Origin of the sequence: Aureispira sp. CCB-E, assembly GCF_031326345.1 — a bacterium.
GTDB lineage: Bacteria > Bacteroidota > Bacteroidia > Chitinophagales > Saprospiraceae > Aureispira.
The window spans coordinates 3546895-3571452 of record NZ_CP133671.1; the positions used below are offsets into that span (position 1 = coordinate 3546895).

24 protein-coding genes are annotated in these 24558 nt (G+C 34.6%); 14 read left to right on the top strand and 10 right to left on the bottom strand.

Features of this window, described 5'->3' with window-relative positions:
* Positions 1-55: 55 nt before the first annotated feature.
* The 6 genes from hpt to QP953_RS13710 all read right to left on the bottom strand — a co-directional run bounded on the left by hpt (position 56) and on the right by QP953_RS13710 (position 6431).
* On the bottom strand, positions 56-586 hold the full coding sequence (gene hpt / locus QP953_RS13685; protein ID WP_052599010.1) for a hypoxanthine phosphoribosyltransferase: 531 nt from the start codon (positions 584-586) through the stop codon (positions 56-58).
* Between the two features lie 88 nt (positions 587-674).
* The gene (locus tag QP953_RS13690) at positions 675-1724 is read right to left on the bottom strand and encodes a response regulator (protein WP_052599009.1); all 1050 of its coding nucleotides are present in this window, start codon (positions 1722-1724) and stop codon (positions 675-677) included.
* Complete coding sequence (locus tag QP953_RS13695; protein WP_052599008.1) at positions 1721-2974, bottom strand: PAS domain-containing sensor histidine kinase; 1254 nt, start codon at positions 2972-2974, stop codon at positions 1721-1723. The genes QP953_RS13690 and QP953_RS13695 overlap by 4 nt, the downstream gene beginning before the upstream one ends.
* The gene (locus QP953_RS13700) at positions 2964-5117 is read right to left on the bottom strand and encodes an OstA-like protein (protein ID WP_309555466.1); all 2154 of its coding nucleotides are present in this window, start codon (positions 5115-5117) and stop codon (positions 2964-2966) included. The genes QP953_RS13695 and QP953_RS13700 overlap by 11 nt, the downstream gene beginning before the upstream one ends.
* Before the next feature lie 221 nt (positions 5118-5338).
* Positions 5339-5803 (bottom strand): hypothetical protein, encoded by a 465-nt coding sequence (locus tag QP953_RS13705; protein WP_052599006.1) that lies wholly within the window; start codon positions 5801-5803, stop codon positions 5339-5341.
* A gap of 91 nt (positions 5804-5894) precedes the next feature.
* Positions 5895-6431, bottom strand: coding sequence for a hypothetical protein (locus tag QP953_RS13710; protein ID WP_309555468.1), 537 nt, complete (start codon positions 6429-6431; stop codon positions 5895-5897).
* A gap of 546 nt (positions 6432-6977) precedes the next feature.
* Between QP953_RS13710 and QP953_RS13715 the strand changes: the two genes are divergently transcribed.
* From QP953_RS13715 to QP953_RS13745, 7 genes are all read left to right on the top strand, one after another.
* Entirely contained in the window at positions 6978-7241 is a 264-nt protein-coding gene (locus tag QP953_RS13715; RefSeq protein ID WP_052599004.1) for a hypothetical protein, read from the top strand.
* Between the two features lie 250 nt (positions 7242-7491).
* Positions 7492-8406 (top strand): hypothetical protein, encoded by a 915-nt coding sequence (locus QP953_RS13720; protein WP_156039854.1) that lies wholly within the window; start codon positions 7492-7494, stop codon positions 8404-8406.
* On the top strand, positions 8399-9529 hold the full coding sequence (locus tag QP953_RS13725) for a hypothetical protein (RefSeq protein WP_309555469.1): 1131 nt from the start codon (positions 8399-8401) through the stop codon (positions 9527-9529). The genes QP953_RS13720 and QP953_RS13725 overlap by 8 nt, the downstream gene beginning before the upstream one ends.
* Positions 9522-10106 carry a Crp/Fnr family transcriptional regulator gene (locus tag QP953_RS13730; protein WP_052599001.1) on the top strand — a complete coding sequence of 195 codons (585 nt, stop codon included), beginning with the start codon at positions 9522-9524 and terminating at the stop codon, positions 10104-10106. Before QP953_RS13725 ends, QP953_RS13730 begins: the two co-directional genes overlap by 8 nt.
* Positions 10107-10267: 161 nt before the next feature.
* The gene (locus QP953_RS13735) at positions 10268-10726 is read left to right on the top strand and encodes a carboxymuconolactone decarboxylase family protein (protein ID WP_309555470.1); all 459 of its coding nucleotides are present in this window, start codon (positions 10268-10270) and stop codon (positions 10724-10726) included.
* 416 nt (positions 10727-11142) lie between these two features.
* Positions 11143-12144 (top strand): GTPase ObgE, encoded by a 1002-nt coding sequence (gene obgE / locus QP953_RS13740; protein ID WP_052598999.1) that lies wholly within the window; start codon positions 11143-11145, stop codon positions 12142-12144.
* 12 nt (positions 12145-12156) lie between these two features.
* The gene (locus QP953_RS13745) at positions 12157-12732 is read left to right on the top strand and encodes a hypothetical protein (RefSeq protein WP_309555471.1); all 576 of its coding nucleotides are present in this window, start codon (positions 12157-12159) and stop codon (positions 12730-12732) included.
* Between the two features lie 40 nt (positions 12733-12772).
* Here QP953_RS13745 and QP953_RS13750 read toward each other — a convergent pair whose 3' ends face one another.
* Together QP953_RS13750 and QP953_RS13755 are read right to left on the bottom strand one after the other, a co-directional pair.
* Entirely contained in the window at positions 12773-14320 is a 1548-nt protein-coding gene (locus tag QP953_RS13750; protein WP_309555472.1) for a DUF5691 domain-containing protein, read from the bottom strand.
* A gap of 137 nt (positions 14321-14457) precedes the next feature.
* A complete protein-coding gene (locus QP953_RS13755) occupies positions 14458-15309 on the bottom strand; it encodes a peptidoglycan-binding domain-containing protein (RefSeq protein WP_197043909.1) in 852 nt (283 codons plus the stop codon).
* A gap of 769 nt (positions 15310-16078) precedes the next feature.
* On the opposite strand from QP953_RS13755, the gene alc reads away from it, so the two are divergent.
* From alc to QP953_RS13775, 4 genes are all read left to right on the top strand, one after another.
* A complete protein-coding gene (gene alc / locus QP953_RS13760) occupies positions 16079-17080 on the top strand; it encodes an allantoicase (protein ID WP_052598994.1) in 1002 nt (333 codons plus the stop codon).
* Between the two features lie 230 nt (positions 17081-17310).
* Positions 17311-17814: a 2-oxo-4-hydroxy-4-carboxy-5-ureidoimidazoline decarboxylase gene (uraD, locus tag QP953_RS13765; protein WP_052598993.1), complete on the top strand. Its 504-nt coding sequence runs from the start codon at positions 17311-17313 to the stop codon at positions 17812-17814.
* A complete protein-coding gene (uraH, locus tag QP953_RS13770) occupies positions 17811-18149 on the top strand; it encodes a hydroxyisourate hydrolase (RefSeq protein ID WP_309555473.1) in 339 nt (112 codons plus the stop codon). The genes uraD and uraH overlap by 4 nt, the downstream gene beginning before the upstream one ends.
* A 221-nt stretch (positions 18150-18370) precedes the next feature.
* Positions 18371-18607 carry a hypothetical protein gene (locus tag QP953_RS13775; protein ID WP_052598991.1) on the top strand — a complete coding sequence of 79 codons (237 nt, stop codon included), beginning with the start codon at positions 18371-18373 and terminating at the stop codon, positions 18605-18607.
* Positions 18608-18616: 9 nt separating this feature from the next.
* On the opposite strand, the gene QP953_RS13780 is transcribed toward QP953_RS13775, so the two are convergent.
* Together QP953_RS13780 and QP953_RS13785 are read right to left on the bottom strand one after the other, a co-directional pair.
* The gene (locus tag QP953_RS13780) at positions 18617-19645 is read right to left on the bottom strand and encodes a hypothetical protein (protein WP_309555474.1); all 1029 of its coding nucleotides are present in this window, start codon (positions 19643-19645) and stop codon (positions 18617-18619) included.
* Between the two features lie 174 nt (positions 19646-19819).
* Positions 19820-20680: a LytTR family DNA-binding domain-containing protein gene (locus QP953_RS13785; protein ID WP_052598989.1), complete on the bottom strand. Its 861-nt coding sequence runs from the start codon at positions 20678-20680 to the stop codon at positions 19820-19822.
* 222 nt (positions 20681-20902) lie between these two features.
* On the opposite strand from QP953_RS13785, the gene QP953_RS13790 reads away from it, so the two are divergent.
* The 3 genes from QP953_RS13790 (at position 20903) to moaA (ending at position 24450) form a co-directional block, all read left to right on the top strand.
* The gene (locus tag QP953_RS13790) at positions 20903-22333 is read left to right on the top strand and encodes a DUF6986 family protein (protein WP_309555475.1); all 1431 of its coding nucleotides are present in this window, start codon (positions 20903-20905) and stop codon (positions 22331-22333) included.
* A 124-nt stretch (positions 22334-22457) separates the two neighbouring features.
* Positions 22458-23426, top strand: a complete 969-nt coding sequence (locus QP953_RS13795; RefSeq protein WP_309555476.1) for an XdhC family protein — start codon at positions 22458-22460, stop codon at positions 23424-23426.
* A 34-nt stretch (positions 23427-23460) separates the two neighbouring features.
* Entirely contained in the window at positions 23461-24450 is a 990-nt protein-coding gene (gene moaA, locus QP953_RS13800; RefSeq protein ID WP_052598986.1) for a GTP 3',8-cyclase MoaA, read from the top strand.
* Positions 24451-24558 lie beyond the last annotated feature (108 nt).

The following is a 24558-nucleotide window of genomic DNA, read 5'->3' on the forward strand; positions in this document are numbered from 1 at the left end:
ATTCGTCATTCTGAGTTATTTTTCTTTGCTCTCAAAGAAGAGAAATTTCTCAGGTTTATTGAACAATTGTGTAAATGTCATTATGATGCCGTCCCCATCCATCATAATCTAAACCATAACCAATCAAGAAATTATTAGGAACCTTGAAACCAATATATTTCATAGGAATGTCATGCTCCATAGCATCAGGTTTGTTTAACAAGGTTAAAACAGCAATTGATGCAGGATTCATTTTTTCTAACTCTGGCAAAAAATTATGCAAAGTGCGTCCTGTGTCAACAATATCTTCCATAAGGATTACATGACGTCCTTTTAGATCTACATCCAATCCCAACATAGTTGTTAAAGCACCGCTACTTTGTGTACCTACATAAGACTTCAATTTTACAAAACTTACTTCACATTCTATATCTACATAATTGAAAACATCTCCTGCTAATCTAAATACACCATTTAAAATACCTAAAAATACAGGTTTTTTATCCACATAATCAACATTAATCGCTGCACAAATTTCTTTTAGACGTGTCTGAATAGCATCGCTTGTCAAAAAAAGTTCAAATTGTTTGTCCTTACAAGTTATCATGATAATTTATTTGAAATTATAGTACTGTTATTATTAATAGTGAGATTTAAGCTGAATCGAATAACTTATTACGAAATAATTAAAAAACTTAAGCAGGAGTAGCTTCTAAGCCTTCTATGTCTCGCAAGGTAATATTGCTCCCTTTGACATCTATCAAGCCTTCTTCCTTAAATTCGGAGAGTGTTCTAGTCACTGTTTCTTTGGTGGTACCAACAATATGAGCCAATTCTTCACGTCGTATGCTAATTTGGAATAAACGCTCATCATCTTCTTTGTAATGTTTGAATAAACGAAGTAATGAGTCTGCAACACGTTTTCGAACAGAGCTATAGGCTAATTCAAGCAAATGTTTGTCTTTTTCGCCTGCTTTAATTGCAAGTAAATGAATAAAATGTTGAGCAATGCTATTATCAGAGCGCATCCACTCCATAAATTCATCTTTGGGAATCAAAACCATTTCTGTATCATCAATAGCAACAGCTGATTCTTGATAAGGACTATTTCTGAAGGCGTCACTAATTCCAATAAAGTCTTGGTTGCCATATAAAGACAAGATTAATTCCTTGCCATATTCATGACTTTTGAACGTTTGTGCTTTGCCTTTTTTAATCCAAAAAACAGAACGTGGATGACTACCTTCTCTAAAGATAAGATCTTTTTGATTGTAAAAACGATGCTCTTTATCCTTTAAGAATTCTTTTAAGACATTTTGAAAATGTTCTTCTACATTAAAAAAGACATTATGAGTGGAAGTAGGTGCAGCGATATGCTGATTTTTTTCCAAGCGAATTTCGATTGCTTCTAGCAATTCTATATCTGTGAACGGTTTTGTAATATAGTCATCAGCCCCTAAATTCATTCCCTTTCGAAAGTCTTCTTTTTCCGCTTTAGCGGTTAAGAAAATAAATGGAATATGAGTGGTTTTAGGATTTTTATGCAAAACCTTGAGGGTGCCAAAACCATCCAAAACAGGCATCATAACATCACAAATAATCAAATCGGGCATTTTATCCAAGGCTTCTTGAACGCCTAATTTGCCATTTTCAGCACTAAATACTTCATAGCCCGAAAGTTCTAAAATTTCACAGGTGTTTTCTCGAACCTCTAAATTATCTTCTATAACTAGAATTTTTTTCATTGAAAATCTTCTTTAGGAATGTTAATGGTAAACGTGGTTCCTTCGCCAGGTTGACTAACAAAGTCTATCGTTCCATTAATGTTTTCTAAATATTTTTTTACAATATAAAGCCCCAACCCCGTTCCTTGTATCGCAATAGCATTATCTGCTCTAAAGAAACGTGAAAATAGGTGTTTTTGTTGATCCAAAGGAATCCCAATGCCTTTGTCTCTAACACTAATTGTAATGGTGGTAGCATCAATTATAGTGCTAATATAAATCTTACTATTGGAAGGAGAGTATTTTATAGCATTAGAAAGTAAGTTGATGAGAATATTTTTTATGTTTTGAGTATTAGAATAGATAACACTAATATCTCCACTGTGCTGATACTCTATCTCTTGCCCTGATTTTGCAAAGGTACTTACTTCTTCTATTGTAGCATGAATTAAGGCGCTAAGGTCAAAAATATGCTTAGCATCCTGTTTTTTTCCTTCTTCTAATTTGGATAAAGATAAAAAGTCTTCTAAGATTTGAGTAAGATTTTGGACAGAGGATTTAATTCTATTAATGTGCTTGAGACGTTTGTCTTGTGTTTCGGTAGTGGTGTATCGTTCAATTAAAGATACAGACGAAAGAATACTACTCAGAGGAGTTCTAAATTCATGGGAAGCCGTGGAAATAAATCTAGTTTTTAACTCACTCAATTCTCGTTCTTTCTGAAGGGCATCTTTAATCTTTTCTTGAGCGGCAAGTAATTGTTCTTGTATGATTTTTCGTTCTAGAATTTCTTGTTCCAAAGAGAGTTTACTTTGAGTCATTTTTTCCATAGCCTCTCTCAATGCTCGATTACTCATTTGGACTTCTTCTTCTAAGCCTAAATTTACTTTATTAATATGATTTTGAATTGAAAGTTGATTGGTTAAATCATGCAACATACCGACATAAAAAAAGTGACCGTCCAATTCTAACTCGCTAATATTTAGGCGAACAGGAACCTTTGTGCCATCCTTGTGAACTGCAATAACCTCTCGTCCAATGCCAATTATTTTTGCAATTCCTGTTGCTTGATGATTTTGAATGTATTGATCATGTTTGGCTTGGTGTGGAGCTCCCATTAGCATAGAAACATTATTACCTTTTAACTCTTCAGGAGTAAATCCCAACACTTTATAAATAGCAGGATTACTATCAACAATAATACCTCGGGTATTGATAATAATCACACAATCTTGAATACTTTTAATAAATAGGGAAATTTTATCCTTCATTAGCTTGGCGATTTTTGGAAAATAATTTTTTCTTTTTGGATTTTTTCTTTTTCTTCTTTTGAGATTTCGGATCTATAGCTTGAGCGTTTAACTTGGATTTTTTCTGACTAGAAGCTTTTGATTTATCTTCGCTAGAACTACTAGAGTTGCCCAATTTGTTCGCTTTTTTTGCTGAAAGACTATCGATTTGGTGTCTGCTGTTAGAATCCAACTGTTCCGTTGCAAAACTGTCAAGTAACAATGTACTATCTATTTTAGTACTATCCAAATAGCTACTATCGAGAAGAACACTATCAAGGATAATAGGTTCTGGAATACCAAGGAATTCATATTTTGTTTTAATTTGCAAACTATCGAGCCATTTGAAGCCTGCTAAATATAAACTTTTATGATCAACTTGATGCATAGGGTAGACAACAGCTTTAGGTTTGCCTTCGTAGCGGATTCGTCGTATCTGATTTTCGTCAAAAAACAATACCATAGAAGCACAATCAATATCATTTACTAACATATAGGCGCCTTCTCCATCTACGGCATAGTAAACGGTTTCCCCATTTTCTCGAACATTCATTGTTCTTATTTCTCCTTTTTGAAATTGTATAATGGCGTTTCTCCCTTTGATTTGATTAAAAAAAGTGCCCTCATTGGTGTTAACGATCAAGGATTTTTCAAATAAACGTACTTGATCTATTTTGGATGCCTTCATAGCAACATGAATCGTATCTGCTGTAAATTGCGTGCCATCTACCCAAAGAATAGGATCTTGATAAAAATAAAAGGTAGAATCTATAGCATCATAATACAATGAATCACAGAGCGACTGAACATTGGATTTAAATGTTTTTACATGATGAAAAGCATACAAATGGCGCTGATCGACATCGACAGAATCAGGCAAAGAAATTAAGGTGTCGGCACGTAACCACATAGTATCGTTGTCAATTAAAGTGGTCAAAATAGGATTTAAATGAGCTAAGAGGTATTTTGTGCTATCGTTGTAAAAAGCCTGACCACAAGTGATTTTTAAATTGGCAGAAGTATCTTGCCAAACAACGTTCCCCTTCGCCATGCCGCTTTTGGTTTCTGTGTTGTAATCCAAACTGTCTGTCGTGATAATTTGATGATCTTGTGAGACCCTAACATCCCCTCTAAAGATCATCGTTTTGCTCATTGCATCATAGTCAGAATTATTGGCAATAATCGATTGATTTGTTGTGGTATCTCGACTTTTGAATTTGGGATTTCCTCTAAAAGTATATTGTTCAGTTTTACCATCCATTAGGATGGTGTCGGCAAAGACTTCTTGATCGTCATTTTGAAAATAGGCATTTCCTATTAAATAATACATATCCTTGGCACCATCATAAATAATCGTATCACCTTCTGCTATTTCCAATTTGCCATCTTCTCGATTTTCAAAGCGAGCATTTTTATAAAGTTCTGCATAATTCTTTTTGCTGTCATAAAATCCATCCTCACAGTAGACCATTTTTTCTTCATTATACACCTTGGTTGGTCCCAAGAAATAAGCCATTTCTGTTTGAGTGTTAAACGCTAGAGAATCAGCTGTTAGTTTGTAATTAGGATTGGTGATGCGGACAGAGTCTGAAAAATGCGCTATGTTGGTATTGGCATTATACGTTCCCTTTTTGCTAATTAGAGTTGTTGTATCACTCTCAATTAAGGAACCATCAGGAAAAGTAGCAATTCGAGTATTTAAGTCGTAATTTAATTTGTCTGTAAACAAGGTCATACTTGTATCTTTGAGGACTACATTTTGGCGGAGTTTGGAAAAGCGTTGAATGCCATCGTAATAAAGTGAATCGGAAAAGATTCGGATACTGTCATCTTGTAACATCTGAACGTTGCCAAATGCTTCAACTTGCCTGTTGGGAAAAATGAAACCCGTATCGCACCAGATATGCATCTCTTTCTGCTTTAGATGAACATTGCCTGTTAAGTCTCTAAAAATCCCTTGTGGAGTTGTCCGTTCCTTAAGTTTGTCAATATTGATAATCTCTATCTTAGAACTATCACTTTCTAGTTTATCCTTTACAGGTGGTTTGTCAGAGATTTGCCCCCAACTAACGGAATGAAAACAGAGACAGATAAATAAAAATGGCAAAAGATATTTTAGTGGCATAAATGCTTTGTGCTAGGTAGTTTGAATGTCTAGTGAGTTAATAGGCTGCTTGTGAGTTGCACTGTTGTTGTGTGATTTTAGTAGACTAATGATAACTCTAAGTGATCAATTAATGTGTAAATTTAAACAAAAAATATACATTACCACCTACAAAAATCTGCTTTAGTCTATAATTAACAGCTTTAGTTTGTTTGGCTTAAAAATGTTAAGACTTTTTACTTTTATTGTATTCTATTCTTAGTGGTTGGTGTTAATAAACTATAAACCAGTTGCAACAACCCTACAATAAGAAAAAGTAGTGTAATCCACTGCGCTAAATTCCAACTAACATCAAATTTATACCTTTCAAAATTTGTAAAAAGAAAGCCAATAAAAAAGAAAAAAGTGCTGATAAAAAAGCTCAAAAATCTCAGCGGATTTAGATAAACAGGGACAACCGTATTCTTTGAATTATTATGATCATAGTTTATCGAAAAATAATGCCAAGAATAAATATAACCTATGGCAAGGCTACTAAGCAAGATTAAGATAATTTCTTCAGTAATTGAGTAGGCAAGAAATGTTTCGTAAACGCAGTACATTCCTAGTAGCAAATGCCCAATTAATAATATCCATTCAAGCACGGTATGAATAGGTTTCCTTAGCTTTGGTGTATGAAGATCGTCTAGCAAGTTGTGTTCGTGCATAATGGATTGCTTTTTTATCAGATGAGGTTATCATTCGTTGTTGTGCAATGGTTTTTGAATCGAAGTTTAGTACAAGGAATATATTGGTGTGTTATGTAGGCTGTTGACGAAGAAGTTTTTGGCTGATTTTGTTGGTATTACGAATGAAAAAGAACTGAATGGGACCTAAGGCAATGAGCAAAAAAAGTACCATTAATCGCCATAAAAAGAGGAAATTACCTTGAGTAGCATTGCTGTCAAATTCTGTTAAAGCGAAGAAAAAACTGGATAAAAATAGAAATATGAGTATCCAAAGCCCTAAAATAACAGGAGCTAAAAAAATGGCAACGTGGCTAGAAAGTGGTTTTAATAAGTTGGTGTTTTGAGTTGTCTCATATTCTTGGGATGCTTTTCGCCATTTGTAAACAAAATGAAAAGGGGGGATGCCAAATAGAAGTACAAAAACGGTAGGGTTAATCAAAAAAAGCCAGTTTTCTTCTGTTAATGCAATACTCCAACAAATAAAAACACCAAGAACAATAAATATACCGTTGGTTATAAGAATAATATATTCTAAGATACTAGTATAGGGTTTGCGAATCTTTTGGAAATTACCACGCGTGGGGCTGTCTAAAATTTCATTTGGCATTGTAGATAGAATTTTGAATAAACATATTTTGGGCGAAATCGTTAAAAGGTGAATTAATATAACCAATTAATAACTTATTAGGAGTGTATTTTGAATAAAGATATAATAAAGGCTCTTTGTGCAAGAGGGCAAAATAAAGCGTACATTTATTGGTTTGTAATGAAGTGGAATATGTTGGCTGTCTTTGACATATAGTAAATTTGCATGGAGGGGACAGCAGCGACTACTAATGTCCATATAAAGAGGATTAAGCTGTTAAGTGATAATGATTGGGAAGAGGCTAGTAGCAATGGTAGGTTATAACTAATAATCGCTATGCCAATAAGGCTAATGCAAATCCCTGTACAGATAAAAACCAATCTGCTTATGCCATCTTTAATTTTACGAATATTTTTTATCTCTTGAGTCTGTTGATATTCTAAAAAAGCTTTCCTACAGGAATAGATAAACTTTAAATTTAAAAGAATGATAAGAACAACAATCGGGTAACCTATGGTAAGGTTGGAATCAAAACCCAAACAAATATATAAGAGGAATATAGTGTAAGTGAATAATAATAATATTTCAACAAAATTTAATAATGTAGAACGAACAACCAGTTCTGATGTAGAGGAATTGTCTAAAATTTCATTTGGCATTGTAGATAGAATATTTGAAAACAACCGATTGTTGACGATAAAAAACGATGTCAATATTATAAAATTGGAGGCAAGTAAATGGTGGAAAAAGAAAGACAGTTTAGCTATTATTTTTTTTACAATTACGCGAATAAAACGATATAGTCGTTTTTTAGCTAAAATCTTACTGTAATCTTAAACGGAAGGTAGTTGTAAAAACTAAGTTTTAAGTTAATAATTTTATTCTTTTTTTATATTTTTTCCTATAAATTTTGAAGCTTTGCGTAGAGATCGTTGTATTCTTTTAAGCTCGTAAATTGTTGCATAAAACTAAGTGCACTACAATAATAAATCGTTGTGCTGATTTTTGCGAGAGCAGCGTATTAGAACTACAATCAGAATATCTATTGCAGTTATACCGAAAAAATGATAAAACATATAAAATGATGAAAAAGTTAATCCTAGTATTTTTGATGTGGAACTTGATTGCTTGTACAACAGAGCAGAGTACCTCCGATACTTCTGCCGAAAATAGTGTAGATAGTACTACAGCCAGCTTGGAACAAGATTCACCCAAGGTGCAAGTTGAGAATGATTTGGCTAAAAAAAACTTACGAGGGAAAATAAAATCTAGAGAGGTACTGGTATATGATGCTACTGTGAAAGATGGTTATGTGACTAATGGAGCCGCCCAAGGAGGTATAAAAACAACTTACAACGAATTGGGAAATAAAGTGGAGTTATTGACCTATAATGAAGAAAATAAGCCGATTAGTACTTGGAGCTATAGTTACAATGACAAGAATAAACTATCTCAAAGCAATTATTCAGATGACAATGTAACAAGAACGATAGTTTATGAATATAATACTAACAATCAATTAATATCTAGCGAAGAGTCGGTCAATGGAAAAATTGTCAAACAAATGACTTATGTATATGATGAGGATGGAAATGAGATTGAGAATAGAGCTTCTTTTGTTGAAAGTAAGGGTAAAAGTAGAAGTGTGAATGCTTATGACGATCAAGGACGATTGAGAGAAACTAATATTTATGATGAGAAAGATGAACTTCAGCTAAAACAACTGTACACTTATAACGAAAAAGGGCAAGAAATACAACAGTCTATCTTTACAGGAGATAATGCCCCTAGTTATAAAAGAAAGTACGAATACGATACAAAAGGAAATAAAATAAAAGATATTGCCTTTACAGGAAATGGAGTCGTCAATCCTTCGGATACTTACAAGTACAAGTATGAGTATGACCAAAACGGAAATTGGACGACTCAAATTCGTTACAATTATAATGATGTAGCAGATCAATTTATAGAGCAGAAAATTACTTATTATGAATAAGTGGTGGTGTTTTATTTTGCTTAGTTGGGGACTTTTTTCGTGCAATGGAGCTACTTCACAACAGGAGTATAATAAGGAGGAAACAACTCTTATCTCCTCTATTTCTAAAGCTACACAGAAAAGAATCAGCCCTAATAATGATAAAGAAAAGGCAGAATTGAAAGGTAAGGTTAAGTCCGTGCTTTCGTTGAGTGAAACAGGAGATTCTTCTATTGTGATGTTTGATGCTCTGGGGCGTTTGATTAAGGAAGGGAATTTTTTTGGTTCAAAGGGCTTTAGTGGGCATACTTATGAGTTTGATAGTCTTGGTAATCCATTGAAACTTTATGATGGTGGTCGAATGTATGATCCAGAAGATGATTTTTCTACCTATTTTTCAGATACAATTTTAAATACATACGATGCCAAAGGGCAGTTGATTGCTTATCAGACAGTGGATACTGGTCGAAATGGGTATAAATATATATTGGAATATAGTGATAAAGGACAATTGTTAAGAGAAATTAGCCAATCTATTGATGGGAAAGAAGTCTTTACGACTGTAAAATATGCCTATGATAATAATGGCTTCTTGGCAAAGAAAGCTACTCAAAGAGCACATCAAGATTATATAAGAGAGATGAAGGTTTATGAAAATGATGCATTTGGCAATGTCGTCAAAGAAACTTTTTATACGCCTAATCGAAAGGTTGCTGTTAAAAAATACACGATGGATGCTGCGGCTAATCCTATTCAGATGATTTATACGGTACGAGAAGCAACCAATGTAGAGGTGGATGAAGTTTATTACCAAAAAATAGCTACTAAAGAAAGTAAGAACTTGGACGAGCTCTTAGGTAAACCCAAAACGGTAATTCGAAAGACAATGCAAATTTTTGATGACAAAAGCCAGTGTACTAGCCTTATAGAATATGAGAATGGCGTTATGATCGAAAAAATGCACTATACCTATGATCAGCAGGGTAATTGTGTGGAAATTGAGAGTGGTTTGACACCCGCTGATAAGTATGTGGTCCACTATCAGTATGAGTACGATGCAAATGGAAATTGGCTAAAAAAGTGGCACAAAGATGGTGAAGAATTGATCTTAGAAACAAGTAGAATAATAGAGTATTATGACTGATTCTATTAAAGTTCAACTGCAAAATTATTTGAATCGCTACGATCTTAGATTCGAAACTGCGGAGGTAGATTTTATTTATCAAAAACTAGAACAAAAAACGATTAAGAAAAGAGGTTGGTTGGTACAAGAAGGACAAGTTTGTCGATATTATTTTTTCATCCTTCAAGGATTGGTGCGTACTTTTTATATTGATGATAAAGGTAATGAATGCATTACGCAATTTGGCATAGAAAATTGGTGGATCACCAACTTAGAAAGTTTTAAACATCAAACTCCTTCGATGGTATCCATTCAGGCAATTGAACCAACAAGTGTTTTGCGCTTGAGTCATTCAGATATGGAAATGCTGTACGAGAAGGTTCCCAAACTAGAACGTTTGTTTCGAATCATAACAGAAAGAACCCTAATTGCCATTCAACGAAGATCGGATTTTTATATGCGCAAAGGCAGTAAGGAGCGCTATGATTTTTTGATGCAAACAATTCCTAATTTTGCTCAAAGAGTTCCTCAGTATATGCTAGCTTCGTACCTAGAAATTACACCAGAGTATTTGAGCGAGTTGAGGAAAAAACAATAATTATTTTAAGGTAGAGGTAGTAGTTAGCTGCGCTGCTACTGCGTGGTTTCAACGAACTATTGTTAAGGCAAAATTTCTTTCTTAAGATTTCTTAATTTTTTTGCGCTTGAGGTCGCTTACTTTTGAGTTATTAAAATTTTTATCATTAAAACTTAAAAGAAATGGGACGAATATCCTATCAAGATGTACCGAGTGCAATGTTTGAAAAGTTGAGAGATTTGGAAACATTTATAGCACAATCCTCTTTATCTGAACAATTGTTGGAGCTAATGCGTTTGCGGGTATCTCAGTTGAATTTATGTGCCTATTGTGTCGATATGCACCACAAAGAATTGAAACATTTAGGAGAATCCGATTTGCGCTTGTCGATGCTTTGTGTATGGAGAGAAACATCACTTTTCTCAGAGAAAGAGCAGGTTGTTCTGACGTTTGCAGAAACATTGTCAAAAGGCACTAGAAAAAACCTTCCAGATGCAGTATACGATCCATTAACATCATTTTTTAGTAAAGAAGAAATTTGCTATTTGACGTTGGCTGTGGCACAAATCAATACTTGGAATAAATTGATGAAGACATTTCAGTTTGAATCTGGGAAATATCAAGTAGAAGGTGCAGTCTAATAATACTGCGCTAACGTAAAGTGGTCATCATTTGGCTGGACAGTTTTTAGTAAATAAGACAAGTAATGATTATCATGGAACCTGTTTAATGGTTTCGTGATAATCATTTTTTTTTGATTAAAAATAGAGAAAAAACTTCCTACTTATTTTAAGTCAACTAAAGATTAAAATTAAAGATACTTTCCCTACATTTTATACTTTGAAACTTTAAATGTAACTTTGTCGTTTTGTTTGAACAATAGTTTATTACAATAGATTGTTAGAAGAACACATTTTAGTTTGTTTTAGTTTTTAAGGTTTTGTTAATCAGTTTTTTGTGGTTCTTGTTTGTGTTTGAGCATTATTAAAAAAATGACTAACAGTCAATTAAATCTGAAGCGTTAAAAAACTCATTAGACGTATAATAAAGATAGTTTATGGCGGATAATTCAAATTTTATAGATTATGTAAAGATTTGTTGTCGCTCTGGTGAAGGAGGATCTGGATCAGCACATTTCTTTAGAGATAAATGGACGAGTACGGGGGGACCTGATGGAGGAGACGGAGGTCGTGGAGGGCATATTATTGCCAGAGGAAATAGTCAAATGTGGACCTTATTACATTTGAAATATAAAAAACATGTGATTGCAACAAAAGGTGAGAATGGTGGATCAAGTCGTTCTTCGGGAGCAGAAGGAAAAGATGTTATTTTAGATGTGCCTTTGGGGACTTTGATAAAAGATGCTGAAACAGGTGAAATAGAACACGAAATCACAGAAGATGGTCAAACGGTCATTGTTACACCTGGAGGTCGTGGAGGAAAGGGAAACTGGCATTTCAAATCGCCAACCAATCAAATTCCAACTTATACTTCTCCTGCTGGGGCAGGACGCAGAGAATGGAAGATTTTTGAATTAAAAGTTTTGGCAGATGTAGGTTTGGTTGGTTTTCCTAATGCAGGTAAATCTACTTTGTTGTCGGTACTATCTGCGGCCAAACCGAAAGTAGCCGATTATCCATTTACTACCTTAGTGCCTAATTTGGGAATGGTTAGTTATCGTAATAATCGTTCTTTTGTAATGGCAGATATTCCTGGAATTATAGAAGATGCGCACAAGGGTAAAGGGCTAGGACACCGATTTTTGAGGCATATAGAACGAAATGCCACTTTGTTGTATATGGTTCCTGCGGACAGTGATGATATAGCCAAAGAATATAAGATTTTGGTCAATGAGTTGAAGCAATACAACGAGGAACTATTGGACAAACCCCACATTTTGGCAATTACAAAAGCTGATATCTTAGACGAAGAACTAAAAGAAATGTTGAAAGAGGAGCTGCCTAAAAATGTTCCTACTGTATTTATTTCATCTGTTGCACAAATAGGAATAGCTGAGTTAAAAGATATGTTGTGGGAATCTATTAATTCAGAAATTTAAGCGAAATAGTGAATGGAAGCAATTGATTTTTGGATTTGGTTAGCCAATCACAAACTAGAATTAGAGGAATTCTTAAAAAGTGATTTTACAAACCCTCAACCTTATGAAGCCCTTTGTGCAGAGCTTGAAAGCTATTGTGATTTGTTAATACCTGAATTGACCATAGAAGAAAATGGGGATCATGTCTTAATTATTAGTTGTGATGGTCGAAAGGAAGGAATTCCTTGGGTGGAAGAGTTGTGTGATGCTTTTCCTGTTATCAAAGGTTGGAAAACCTGCAAATATCGTCAGCCCATAGGCTTTTTACCAGCAATCGTTGATGGCATTCAGTTTGAAGAGGACGAAATACTCGTACAATATTCTATTGTACCAGAAACGGGGCTATTTGATGTGAAAATTTATTGCAAAAATTATATAAAAGAAGATCGCCGTTATGGAATCGCAGCACTCATCTATTTGGATCATAGCATAGGAGAGTACAATACCATGACACAAGTACGGTATGTCGATGTATACCCTCTTGTTGAGGGAGAAGGCAACGAGGATCTGCTAACTTTGAGGAAATTTTCGATGTTATTTTGGGATTAATCAATTGGCGAATAGAATGCTTTTTGATGCGATCATCACATTATTGATGAATGGTAAAATCTTCTAAATCGTACATTTCCTGTCGTATTTTTAGAATCGATAGCATAGCATCTACTTCTTTTTGCCATGAATGCCATGCTTGGGAAGCTGTTGGCCAACCTTCACTTACTGTATCATAAAGTTTGGGAGGTATAGAAAAAGCTGCTCTTTTGATAACCGCTTTAATGCTCCATTGAAATACATAAGTATCCTGTTCTATTGTATTTTTAATGCGTTGGATAATTTTTTTAGTAATAACGTCATTCCAAGCTTGCCCTTCTGCTAGTAAGAATGAAATAATAGGATGGTCATCGGACAATGTTAGGCGATTGTCTGTTTTTAAATATTCTCCTGCTAGAGCATTAAACAAATCGTTGGGCAAGTCTTGATATAAAAAATCAATAGAAATATTGGACCAATTGTGTTTGAAAAAAGTATCTAGGTAAAAGCGATGACAAGCAATAATCCAATCTTTAGAATTAAAATTCTTAGCAGCCATAGCCCAGCCCCAAACAAATATATTTTTCCATTCGGTTTTGGCAGCCAATAAAAAAAGCTGTTGAGGGTTTTGGCAAAATGTTTTTTCCCACCATTGCGGTGGAATTTTAGAGATGATTTGAGCCAATTGATTGGCTTTGGGACCATGGTCCTTTATAAAAATTTGTCGAGGAGCAATCCCATCAAGTTTCATTTGTGCCGTACAAGAACTCGGCAGTTCTATGTCAATACTTTTTTTCTTGAGATTGTATCTAACAAGTGTTGTTGCTAAGTGTTGCATTCTTTGAACTAACGGACTATCAGGAATCAAAGCCAATAAAATAGCTGCTTGGTTTCGAACTTCTTGACGATTGTCTTGATGAGCTGTATTTAAGAATGAGGCATCGCCTGAACTTAAATTTTGTTGGAGTAATTTTAAAAAGCCAACTTTTGTATTGAATCCTTCACTCTCCCAAACTTGTTCAAGCAACTCAATTGCACGAGTAGGATTTGCCGCACGAACTTTCTGTAAAAAATGTAGACGTTCTTCGTATTTTCCATAAAAGAATACATCATCTGTTTCTATCAAAGGGTGTGCGTAAGTCCATTGTTCTGAAAATTGAGCCAACCATTTTCCTCTATTACCTATACAAGCAATAATAAACTCCTGCAGATGAGGGCGCTTAATGCCATAATCTAGCAGTTCGGGTAAAAGTTCGGGAGAAATGATTTGACACTGATCTTTTAACAATTCCAAAAATTCTATTAGCATTTCGTCATATCGATGCTTCAAAATGTATTGAAGTTGATACCTGCGTTGAGGGTGATAATAATTGCATGTCTCTTTAGGCGCAACCTGCTCCGTTTCAGATGGCGTAGAGCGGGGAACCTGTGCAACGCTATACAATTTATTTTGTATGGCAGCGGCTTTCAACAAGATAGTTTCGGGAGTTTGGTTGGAAGCTATACTTAAACCATATTTGCGAAACTGCTCCAGAAGGAGTGGAGAAATTTTATTACTAGAAATATTTCCAATCAAAGCTTGTCTTACTAATTCTTGCCAGGCATTCATGCTTCAGATAATAAATTAAGAATGGTCGTGAAATGATAGTACTATGTTGGTTGTTTTTAGACAACGTAAATAACAAAAACAAACGTCATTCTATAGACTAGAATGACGTTTGTTACTTTAAAGGTAAAAAATGAAGCTTAGTTTAAGAAATCAATTTGAATTAACTTTTCTCTTTTGACTCCCAACCGATCTAAAGTTTCGGGGGTGACATTTCCTCCATCATCTGTGAGCATATTATCTTTTTGAAACATCATCAAATGTCTTTTTGTCTGCTCGTCAAATTTCCCTGTGATTCGAACGTCGTATTGTTGTTTTTTGAGAGCTTTTTGGATTTCTTCTATAGAAGGGTCATTAAAGTCTCCAAAAGGACAAACTATTTCTGCCCATTGTCTCCAAGAACCCGCAGGAATTTCGATTATTTTCTCTCCTGGACCTAGCTCATTTTTCTTTTCAGCAGTGACATAGTAAATACGTGCTTTTTGCACTAATACTTTGCGCTTAACGATAATCGTTTCAGCAGGAATAACATAGTCTGTTGTGGTAGTATCAATGATGTTTTTAAAAGGAAAAAACTTGCGATGTACAATTTTATAATCTGGCGTTGTTTTTAATAAGCAAAGTGCAAGGTGAGGCACACCATCATCTTTTCTACACAAAGGAGAAACCTTGGCTGTTTTCCATTCCGCACCAGGTTCTTTTAGAACCAAAACTTCGGTCTGAATAAAGTAATTACTAGTATCTAAATTACCGTTCAACGCAGGTGCAAGCTCGATTGTATCTAATACCGTTTCATATTTTGCTGGAACAAGTTTCAAGTAGTGTGTCTTAGTTTCTTTGATTATTTTAGTATCTCCAGCTTTTGCTTTGTACAAAGCGTAAGTTTTGCCAGTTTCAACTATGCTCAAAAGAGATTCTAAGTTGTCCTGTGCTTGTGTTTTGCCCCCAAAAAAGCAAATCAAACTAAGGATAAGTACAAATTTTAGATTCATATTGAGTATGTTTTGCATGCAGAGAAAGTTATTGCCACTAAAAATAACAAAAAAAAGTTAAAAAACCTTAAAAAAAGATTATTTGCAAGCATTTTTTATCTATTTCTAAATATTCAAAAAAATGGAGATTATTTGGCATCAAATAAAGTAATGATTAAAGTTATACCATTTTTGAATAAACAAAAAATAAAAGTTGTTTCTTTTATTTTATAATCATGAGTTAGGAAAAAGAACAGAGCTCTATTTTGTTGATTATGAGCATAAAAAGAATATTTTTTTTAAAAAAATTCGAGTAACAGAGCTCTGCATTCTGTTTCTTTATAAAATCCTAAATTAATGCCGTTTTTAACTCTATTGATTGTCTGTTAATTATGGATTTTAAAAAATTTAATATTTTCCCATTTTGACTTTTAGTTTAGGAGCTAGACTCAATTATAATCGTATTTGTTGAATTTTTATAGTAGAAATTGGAATAAAAGATGAAAAAACAAATTTATACCTTGTAGAGGTCTAATCAAAAAATAGCTGGTATAGTAGTCATTATTTTGTAGTTTTGAATTGGATAGTAATAGGGGAAATTAATGCAAAAAGAGAAGCGAATTCTATACAAGTTCTATATTCTATGAAGTATTCTTATCTTAGCAATTCTTGACAATTTATTGTCATATGTAATCCATAATCGTTAACCTAAATGTAGAACAAGTAGTCATAGCAGCGTGTGCTTTTTTGAAGAGAATTGTTCTATTGTTAAAATATCAAATTGAGTAAAATGAAAGAACCAGATTTTACAGCTTTACAGAACTTAGCCGCAGAACGTTTTGGTGCAAAAGCATTGTATTGTACAGATGATTTCTTTGCTCCAGTGGAGAATTTATTGAAACCTGGTAGAGGTATTTTTATAGAAGACAAATATACAGATCGAGGCAAGTGGATGGACGGATGGGAGTCTAGAAGAAAGAGGACAGAAGGTCATGATTTTTGTATTATAAAGTTAGGGGCAATGGGACGCCTAAGAGGATTAGATATTGATACCAATCATTTCTTAGGAAATCATCCTCCTTATGCTTCTGTAGAAGCTTGTTGCTTGCCTTTGGATGCAGATGTAGACACTGTATTGAATCATGATGATTGGGATGACTTGGTTAAGAAAATTGCCTTGAAACCTGGGTCACAGCATTTTATTGATATGTATTCAGATTACATTTATACACATCTAAAACTCCGTATTTATCCAGATGGAGGTATTGCCAGATTTAAAGTGTATGGTCACGTGCATGTAGATTGGTCAATGTATGATGAAAATAGCACGATTGATTTAGCTGCGGCTAATATGGGCGCGAAGGCTATTCTTTGCAATGATATGTTCTTTAGCCATATGGATAATTTAATTATGCCTAATAGAGGGCTAAATATGGGTGATGGATGGGAAACTAAACGAAATAGAACTTTGCATAATCGTGATTGGGTAGTTGTAAAATTGGCTAGACCTGGCAAAATTAATCAAGCATTAATTGACACCTGTCATTTTAAAGGTAATTATCCAGATACTTTTTCTTTAGATGGAATTAACTTGCCCAATCATAGCGCTGTAACAGCAGAGAATGTAGATGAGTTGCCTTGGAAAGAAATTTTGTCCAAGCAGAAGTTGCAAGCAGATCAAGAACACTATTATAATAATATACCAACAGAAGAAGTGTTTACTCATGTTCGTTTGAATATTTATCCAGATGGGGGGGTGAGCAGAATGCGATTGTTTGGTAATTTTGTTTAGGACTATTGATTGGTTCTATATTGTCTTGTTGTTTGAATGAATACTCCGTTGATTACATTTGGTGCTGTTGTGTGATAGCTCGTTGTGCAGTGATTTAGTTCGCTCTTTATGGTCATCAGTTTGTTATGGTCGGTTTAGAGGCTATGAAAAACATAAAAAGCATCCTTGATAATTAAGTGAATCTGATTTTGGACGAAGTAATGTTGAATGTGAAGTTAAAAAAAAGACGTATGACTTTGGAAGAATTAAACGAACTCAATTTGGGTGATTTGGAACAAAAATTAGAGTATTGTTGTGCTGCTAAGAAATGGTACAAGGAATTGGCTGCCGAGTTTCCTTTTGAAACAATCCATGATTTGAAGGAAGCCTCTGACCGTATTTGGAATACATGCTCAGAGTTAGATTACTTAGAGGCTTTTGAAGGACACCCTAAAATTGGCGATGTTAATAGTCTGGCAAAAAAATTCCAAGCAACTAAAGATTGGGCTGGTAATGAGCAAAAATTAGTACAACAAGCCTCTATGGAGGTGATTGAAGCTTTGGCTGAGGGAAATGCTGCTTATGAAGCTCGCTTTGGATTTATTTTTATTGTTTTTGCAACAGGGAAAACAGCGCAGCAAATGTTGGATTTGTTATTGGAGCGATTGCCCAATGATCGAGCCACAGAGTTGAAAATTGCAGCAGGAGAACAGCATAAAATTACCACTTTGAGAATTCAAAAACTATTAGCATGAGTCAAATTACAACGCATATATTAGATACAAGTCTGGGCAAACCAGCAGCAGGAGTGCAGGTTCGTTTGCAAAGAAAAGATGGAAAAGAATGGGAAACTATCGCTACGGGGATAACGAATTTAGATGGACGTGTTGGAGATCTATTGAAAGAAGGAACAACGATTAGCCCTGGAATTTATAGGATGTTTTTTGAAACGGGAAGTTATTATGAAAAACTGAATGTAAAGACATTTTACCCTGAGGTAGGAATTGTATTTGAAACTTTTAATATGGAACATTATCACGTGCCATTGTTACTAAATCCTTTTGGATTTTCAACTTATAGAGGGAGTTGATTAAGTTGATATGTTTTTTATATATATTTGCATAGTAAAAATACCAACCAATATGAGTTGGACAACGTCTTTATTATAAGAAGGAATTGTTTGCTAAGTTTTTAAACAATTACCAAAGATATTGCTCCACTGTTAAATTAATGTTGGTCTCAAAATAGCGTTTATAGAATGACTACATAAACGCTATTTTGAGATACTCGTTGTTCTAATCGATTTTTATTATGAAAATGCACTCCAATCAATCCACCCCCTTTATTTTAATTATTGCAGTAATTTTAGCTATTATTTTAGGTTTATTAGATGCACAAACAGAAAGTTTTACGCAGCTTTTTGTGGGAGACTCTGGTGCTAATTTGATTGCTTTAATTATGTACACCTCCATGTTTGCTTTAATTATTTCTTTTCTTAGGCTTATTATTACGACTTCTTCCCCTGTATCAGAGGATATTGAGCCATAGGTTTAATGATTATCTTTTTAGATGTGGCGCAACATAAGACCTTGAAGTATCAGGAGCAATATATTTTGTCTTCTGATGACATCCCATGCATGAAATCTTGCTGTTAATCATTAGGACATTGTTGCTATTGCCATTTGAAATTTCAATAGCTTGATTAAAACGTTGGAGATTTTCTTGAGCATTTTTTATTCGAAGCTCGACAACTTCTTTATATGGATAACTTTCATATTCGGGAACAGACTTAGCGTTCTGGTACATCATAAGTCCTTTTTTTAAGTCACCTGATTTGATTAAAATATCGCCAAAGTGAATGAAAAAACCTTCCAAATTATGAGGAGCAATCCAAGTATTCCAGCAAGCTCGCCTATTTTTTTCTGTTAAATCTGTATTTAATAGAGGATAATATTTTTTCCAATCTAGATGTTCTCGATCTACTTTTTCATAGGCACAAGCATCGGCATTGTGCCACATTAAATCTATGGACTCTTGAAATCGTTTGTCTGTTTTGTTAGATAAACTTAATGGATAACTCAAGGTGAAATCTCCCCATTCTGGCCATTGTCTAGCGACTTTTTTAGTCTCAAGGTACCCTTTGACGATCTTCTTTTGATCTTGGTCAATGCTTCCTTCTGACATTAAAAAATCACCATGAAACCCTTTTAGCCGTATATCACTGGGGTCTAATTGCATGGCTTCTTTAAAATACTTGTTTGCTAATGTGGCATGGTCAATGACATTAGCGGAGGGCTTAGGCAATCGAATGCGTTCTGATAGTGCCCAGGCATGCGTAAAACCAATATGTGCAGCAAGCGTAGCATTATTAGGGTTCTCTATATATGCTGCTTTTAGGAGGTGTAGTATTTGTGGGATACTGTCATAATTACCTTCGTGAAAGTGTTTCCAAAAATAATGATCAGCAGAAGTTGCCAACGAGCTAAATGATTGGCTGGCGAGCTTCTTTTTTGTAAATATTGGAATAATAGTAGAACAGCTAATAAGACAAAGAGAATAAACTAGAAAGACGCCTAATTTTTTCATCGTAGATTAAATTTTGTGGTTGAAGAATAAAGCTCCAATATAAAAACTAAAATACGTTACAATCAAGTCTTTGTGATAGATGGGAAATGAAAGGGATAAATGGGAATCTCTGTTCTAAGAATGCGTTTAGAAAGTACATTTTTAATAGGGTTAGCATTTATGGAGCGTTTTTCATTAAATCAATTTCTCTTTGGAGAAGCTTCTAGAAACAGGAACGGTTAGGTTACTATTGATAAAATGAATATTGCATGAACGAGCATTGCCAGATAGAGAGGCAATATGATTTTTGTTAACAATAAAAGAGCGATGACATCGGATAATTTCAGTGTATTGTTTGAATTGTATTTCTAATTCTTTTAAGGATACTCTAAGTAGTTTGGTTTGTAGAAAATCATTTTTAAAATAGTGTATTTTAGAGTAATTGCCTTCGGATTGAGCAAATAGAAACTGTTGCAAGTCTAAGTTTAGGCAATCAGTAGATGCTTTTCCTTGCAATTGGATTGAATGAATGACGGAGGTTGCTGAATTATTTTTTTGTTCGATTACAAGTTGCTTGTTGATAGTATTGGCTTCTTTTATTAATTGTTTGGATAATAAGAGTTCGGTTGTGAAAAGAAAAAAAAGTACAGGAAAAATACCAACCATAGTCGTCATGAATAGGAAGCTGCTTAAATCAAAAATATAAAGGTCATTTCCAGTGCTGAAAATATGGTAATAATAATTGCCGAATGCGATACATAGAATATTAAAAATAATAAACAATAGTGCTTTGCCAACTGTCCAAGATTCTTTGTGAAACCAAACAGGGAAAAGAAGGGGAAAGAAGGAGTAATTGATACTCATGAAAACTGTTGTAACAATTCCAAAACCTAAAATGTATCTAGATTCTTGGCTAGCAATATCTTGTATATTGAATGGTTGAAAAAGTGTTAAAAATAGATAAATAAATAGCCCAAAGCTACAGGCTAAAACTTCTTTTTGAAAGAAGGTCTCTAAAACAGGATAAGGCTTTTGGAGCCAGACTAAGAATTGCATAGATCTAAAAAAAAAAATTATGGTCAAACAAAAAAGTAATCGTTCAAAAACAAGAAATTCCTTTTTTGCCGAAAATATACAGAAGGTATTTTTTTTTAGCTTTAAAAGTCCTATCTTTTTATTTTTATCTTGGAATAAAGTTTAGACTGAAGGGGGCAGTGTTTGCTTTTTTTTAATGTCTAAGTAGAATTCTCCATTGTTAAACTAACGATACAGTAATATATGAAATTATCAATAACCCCAGCACAAAAAAGTGCTGTTACCAACGAGTTAAGCAAACATAACCTTGCTTTTCAACAAATTTATAAAGGCGATCGAGCAGACCGACAACCAGTACATACTGTATATGGTGGTGCTAATCTTTTTGATGCAACAATTGTTACCAAATTACAAACCAAAGCTATCAGTAGTTTAAAATATTATGCACCTAATTTTTGTGTATTGGGTCGTGTGTTAAAACTGGAAGGTTGGGAATATTTGCCTACGAGTACTAATGAAATTCAAATTCTTCAAGAACGATTGGATAATTTGCCAGAGGTGGAACGAAAAAAAGAACCTCATTGGTTGGCTTATACCGTCTACAATAAGTTGGTTGCAAAATTAGAGCATGAGCCTTTAGAAGATTTTAGAATTGATTTTGAGGATGGTTTTGGTAATAGAAGTGACGAAGAGGAAGATGCAACAGCAGCTAGAGCGGCGGAAGAAGTTGCTAAAGGGATGCAAGAAGGAACCTTGCCGCCTTTTATTGGTATACGAATCAAGCCTTTTAGTGAAGATTTAAAAGAGAGAGGAATTCGCACCCTAGATATTTTTATTAGCACACTTTGCGCAGCAACGGGCGGGCAATTGCCTGAAAATTTTGTTGTAATGCTCCCAAAAGTAACCATTGAAGGACAAGTAGAAGCATTAGTGCAGTTGTTTGAATGGTTGGAGGCTGCTAATGGCATTGCTAAAGGGGCTTTAAAAATGGAAATGATGGTTGAGACAACGCAATCTATTATGGGAGAGGAAGGTCGAAATCCTTTAATGCGTTTTATCCGTGCTAGCAAAGGGCGTTTAATTGCCTGCCATTTTGGAACTTATGATTATACGGCTTCTTGTAGTATCACTGCTAAGTACCAAACAATGGATCATCCTGTTTGTGATTTTGCGCACCATATGACAAAAGTAGCCTTGGCACATACTGGAATTTGGTTGTCGGATGGAGCAACAAATGTAATGCCTGTAGGGCCTCATCGAGGAGAGGAGCTAAGTTATGCTCAATTAAAAGAAAATACAGAGATTGTACATCGTGCTTGGAAAATGGGCTATGACCATGTCCGTCATTCTCTTTGGAATGGATTTTATCAAGGATGGGATTTACACCCTGCGCAATTTATTGCTCGTTATGCGGCTGTTTATGCCTTTTTCTTGGAAAGTTATAGCGATGCAGCTTTGCGGTTGAAAAATTTTATTGATAAGGCAGCTAGAGCAACCTTGACAACAGATATTTTTGATGATGCGGCAACGGGGCAAGGCTTGTTGAATTATTTCTTGAAAGGAATGAATAGTGGTGCAATTTCAGAAGAGGAAGCAATGGCAACAGGACTGACACTAGAAGAGATTCGAAGTCGTTCTTTTTTAGCAATATTAAAAGGTCGCCGCGCTCAATAATCGAATCATTATAAGAAGCCAATAGTTTGTTAGAACCATGCAGTAGCACCGCAGAAGTGCTAATAAATAATTGCTAACCTAACTAAAGGGAAAAAAGCACCTCACAAATTCAAACAATTATTGAATGAAAGAAGTACAATTATGGAAATTTGTTGCTCAAAAAATCAATGCCAATCAACGGGTTGCTCTAATGTTTGTTGCCGAAAGTATAGGGAGTAGCCCTGGGCGACAAGGACATTATATGGCGGTGAGTGAAGATGCTAGTATGTACGGAACAATAGGCGGTGGTGCTATGGAATACAAACAGGTAGAAGTATGCAAAAAATTATTAAAAACTACAACCAATACTTGTACTCGGCAGCAACTAGTCCATGATAAAAGTGATAGAAGTAAATGGTCGGGTCTGTCTTGTTCTGGTGAACAGACAGTCCTGACTTTCTTTTTGAATAGAGAACACAAGGCATTCGTTGAGAAAATAGTATGGGCTTGTACAGATGAAAAAGATTATCATTTGGTGTTGGCTGCTGATAATACGCTAGTTGTAGAAGAAGCGAATGCCGCAGCGCCTAAGTTTGAATATACTTTTAGTTCTATTGAAAATTGGACCTATCGTTTTATAATAAACAATCAAGATCGAGTCTATTTAATCGGAGGAGGGCATGTGGGCTTAGCATTGTGCCGTCAACTTGCGTGGCTTAATTTTAAGGTGGTCTTAATTGACAACCGAGCCGATTTGCCAACAGAGGAATATGACGAATTTATTTCTAAAAAAATTATAACCAACTATAAAAAAGTAGCTAATTTTGTTCCAAGTACAAAACGAGATTATATTGTCATTATGAGCTTTTCTAGTGCTTTAGATACATTGATATTGAGTCAGTTAATTCGAAAAGAGGCTTGTTATATTGGAATGATGGCAAGCCAAGTTAAAGTCAATCGAATTCGAACTATATTGCTAGAAAAAGGTTATTCAGAAGCAGATTTTGAGCGGGTCAAAACGCCAATAGGCATTCCTATCAAATGCAAAAGCCCAGCAGAAATTGCCGTGAGCGTAGCGGCAGAAATGATAGACATTAGAAATCGAATCAATTAGAGAAAAAAAAATCTTAGAAGGAAAATAGGGATTAATGATTAAGGACCAACATAATAGAATACATGATTATCTACGCATTTCTTTGACAGAGCGTTGTAATTTACGCTGTTTTTATTGCATGCCTGAGGAAGGAGTAGAGTTGGCTCCTAAGTCGCACTTGATGACTTATGAGGAAATTTTGTCAATTGCTACCACATTTGTCGAAATGGGCGTGAAAAAAATTCGCCTAACAGGTGGAGAACCATTAGTCCGCAAAGATGCCACTATTATTATAGAAGCACTCGGAGCACTCCCTGTAGAATTAGCAATTACAACAAACGGAATTATTGTAGATCGGTTTGTTGCGGCATTTAAAAAAGCAGGACTAAAGGCTGTTAACATTAGTTTGGATACATTGGATCGGGATAAATTTGCTTTGGTCACCAAGCGAGATGATTTTCAGAAAGTACGCCAAAATATTGATTTATTATTAGCAGAAGGCTTTCATGTAAAGATTAATGTTGTTTTGATGCGTGCCATTAATTTTGACGAAATTATTGATTTTATAGAATTGACCAAGGCTCAAAATTTACAAATTCAATTTATAGAGTTTATGCCCTTTGATGGAAATCAATGGGATTGGAAAAAAGGTATCTCGTTAGCAGAAATTGTAGAGAAAGCAACTAATTATTACAATGAAAACAATATCCTTCGGATAGCAGATAAACCCAACGATACTGCTGTTAACTATAAAGTACGAGGGTATCAAGGATCTTTTGCTATTATTAGTACAATTACAAATCCGTTTTGTGGTACGTGCAATCGAATCCGTTTAACAGCGAATGGACGAATTAAAAACTGCTTGTTTTCAACCAGCGAAACAGATTTATTAACGCCATTTCGAGCAGGGGAAGATATTCGACCAATTATTCTGAAAAGTATTCAGTCAAAAGCACCTGCTAGAGGTGGTTGGGAGAGTTTAGAAGCATTTTCTAAACCAGAAAATCATGGACAAAATCGCTCTATGATTTTGATTGGTGGCTAAACATTGAATCCAATAATTGCTTATTATTGGGAATTTTTCCCATCTTTGAATTTAACTTCTTTAGAAAGATAAAATAGCTATTATACAATAACAATAATAGTTGACTAA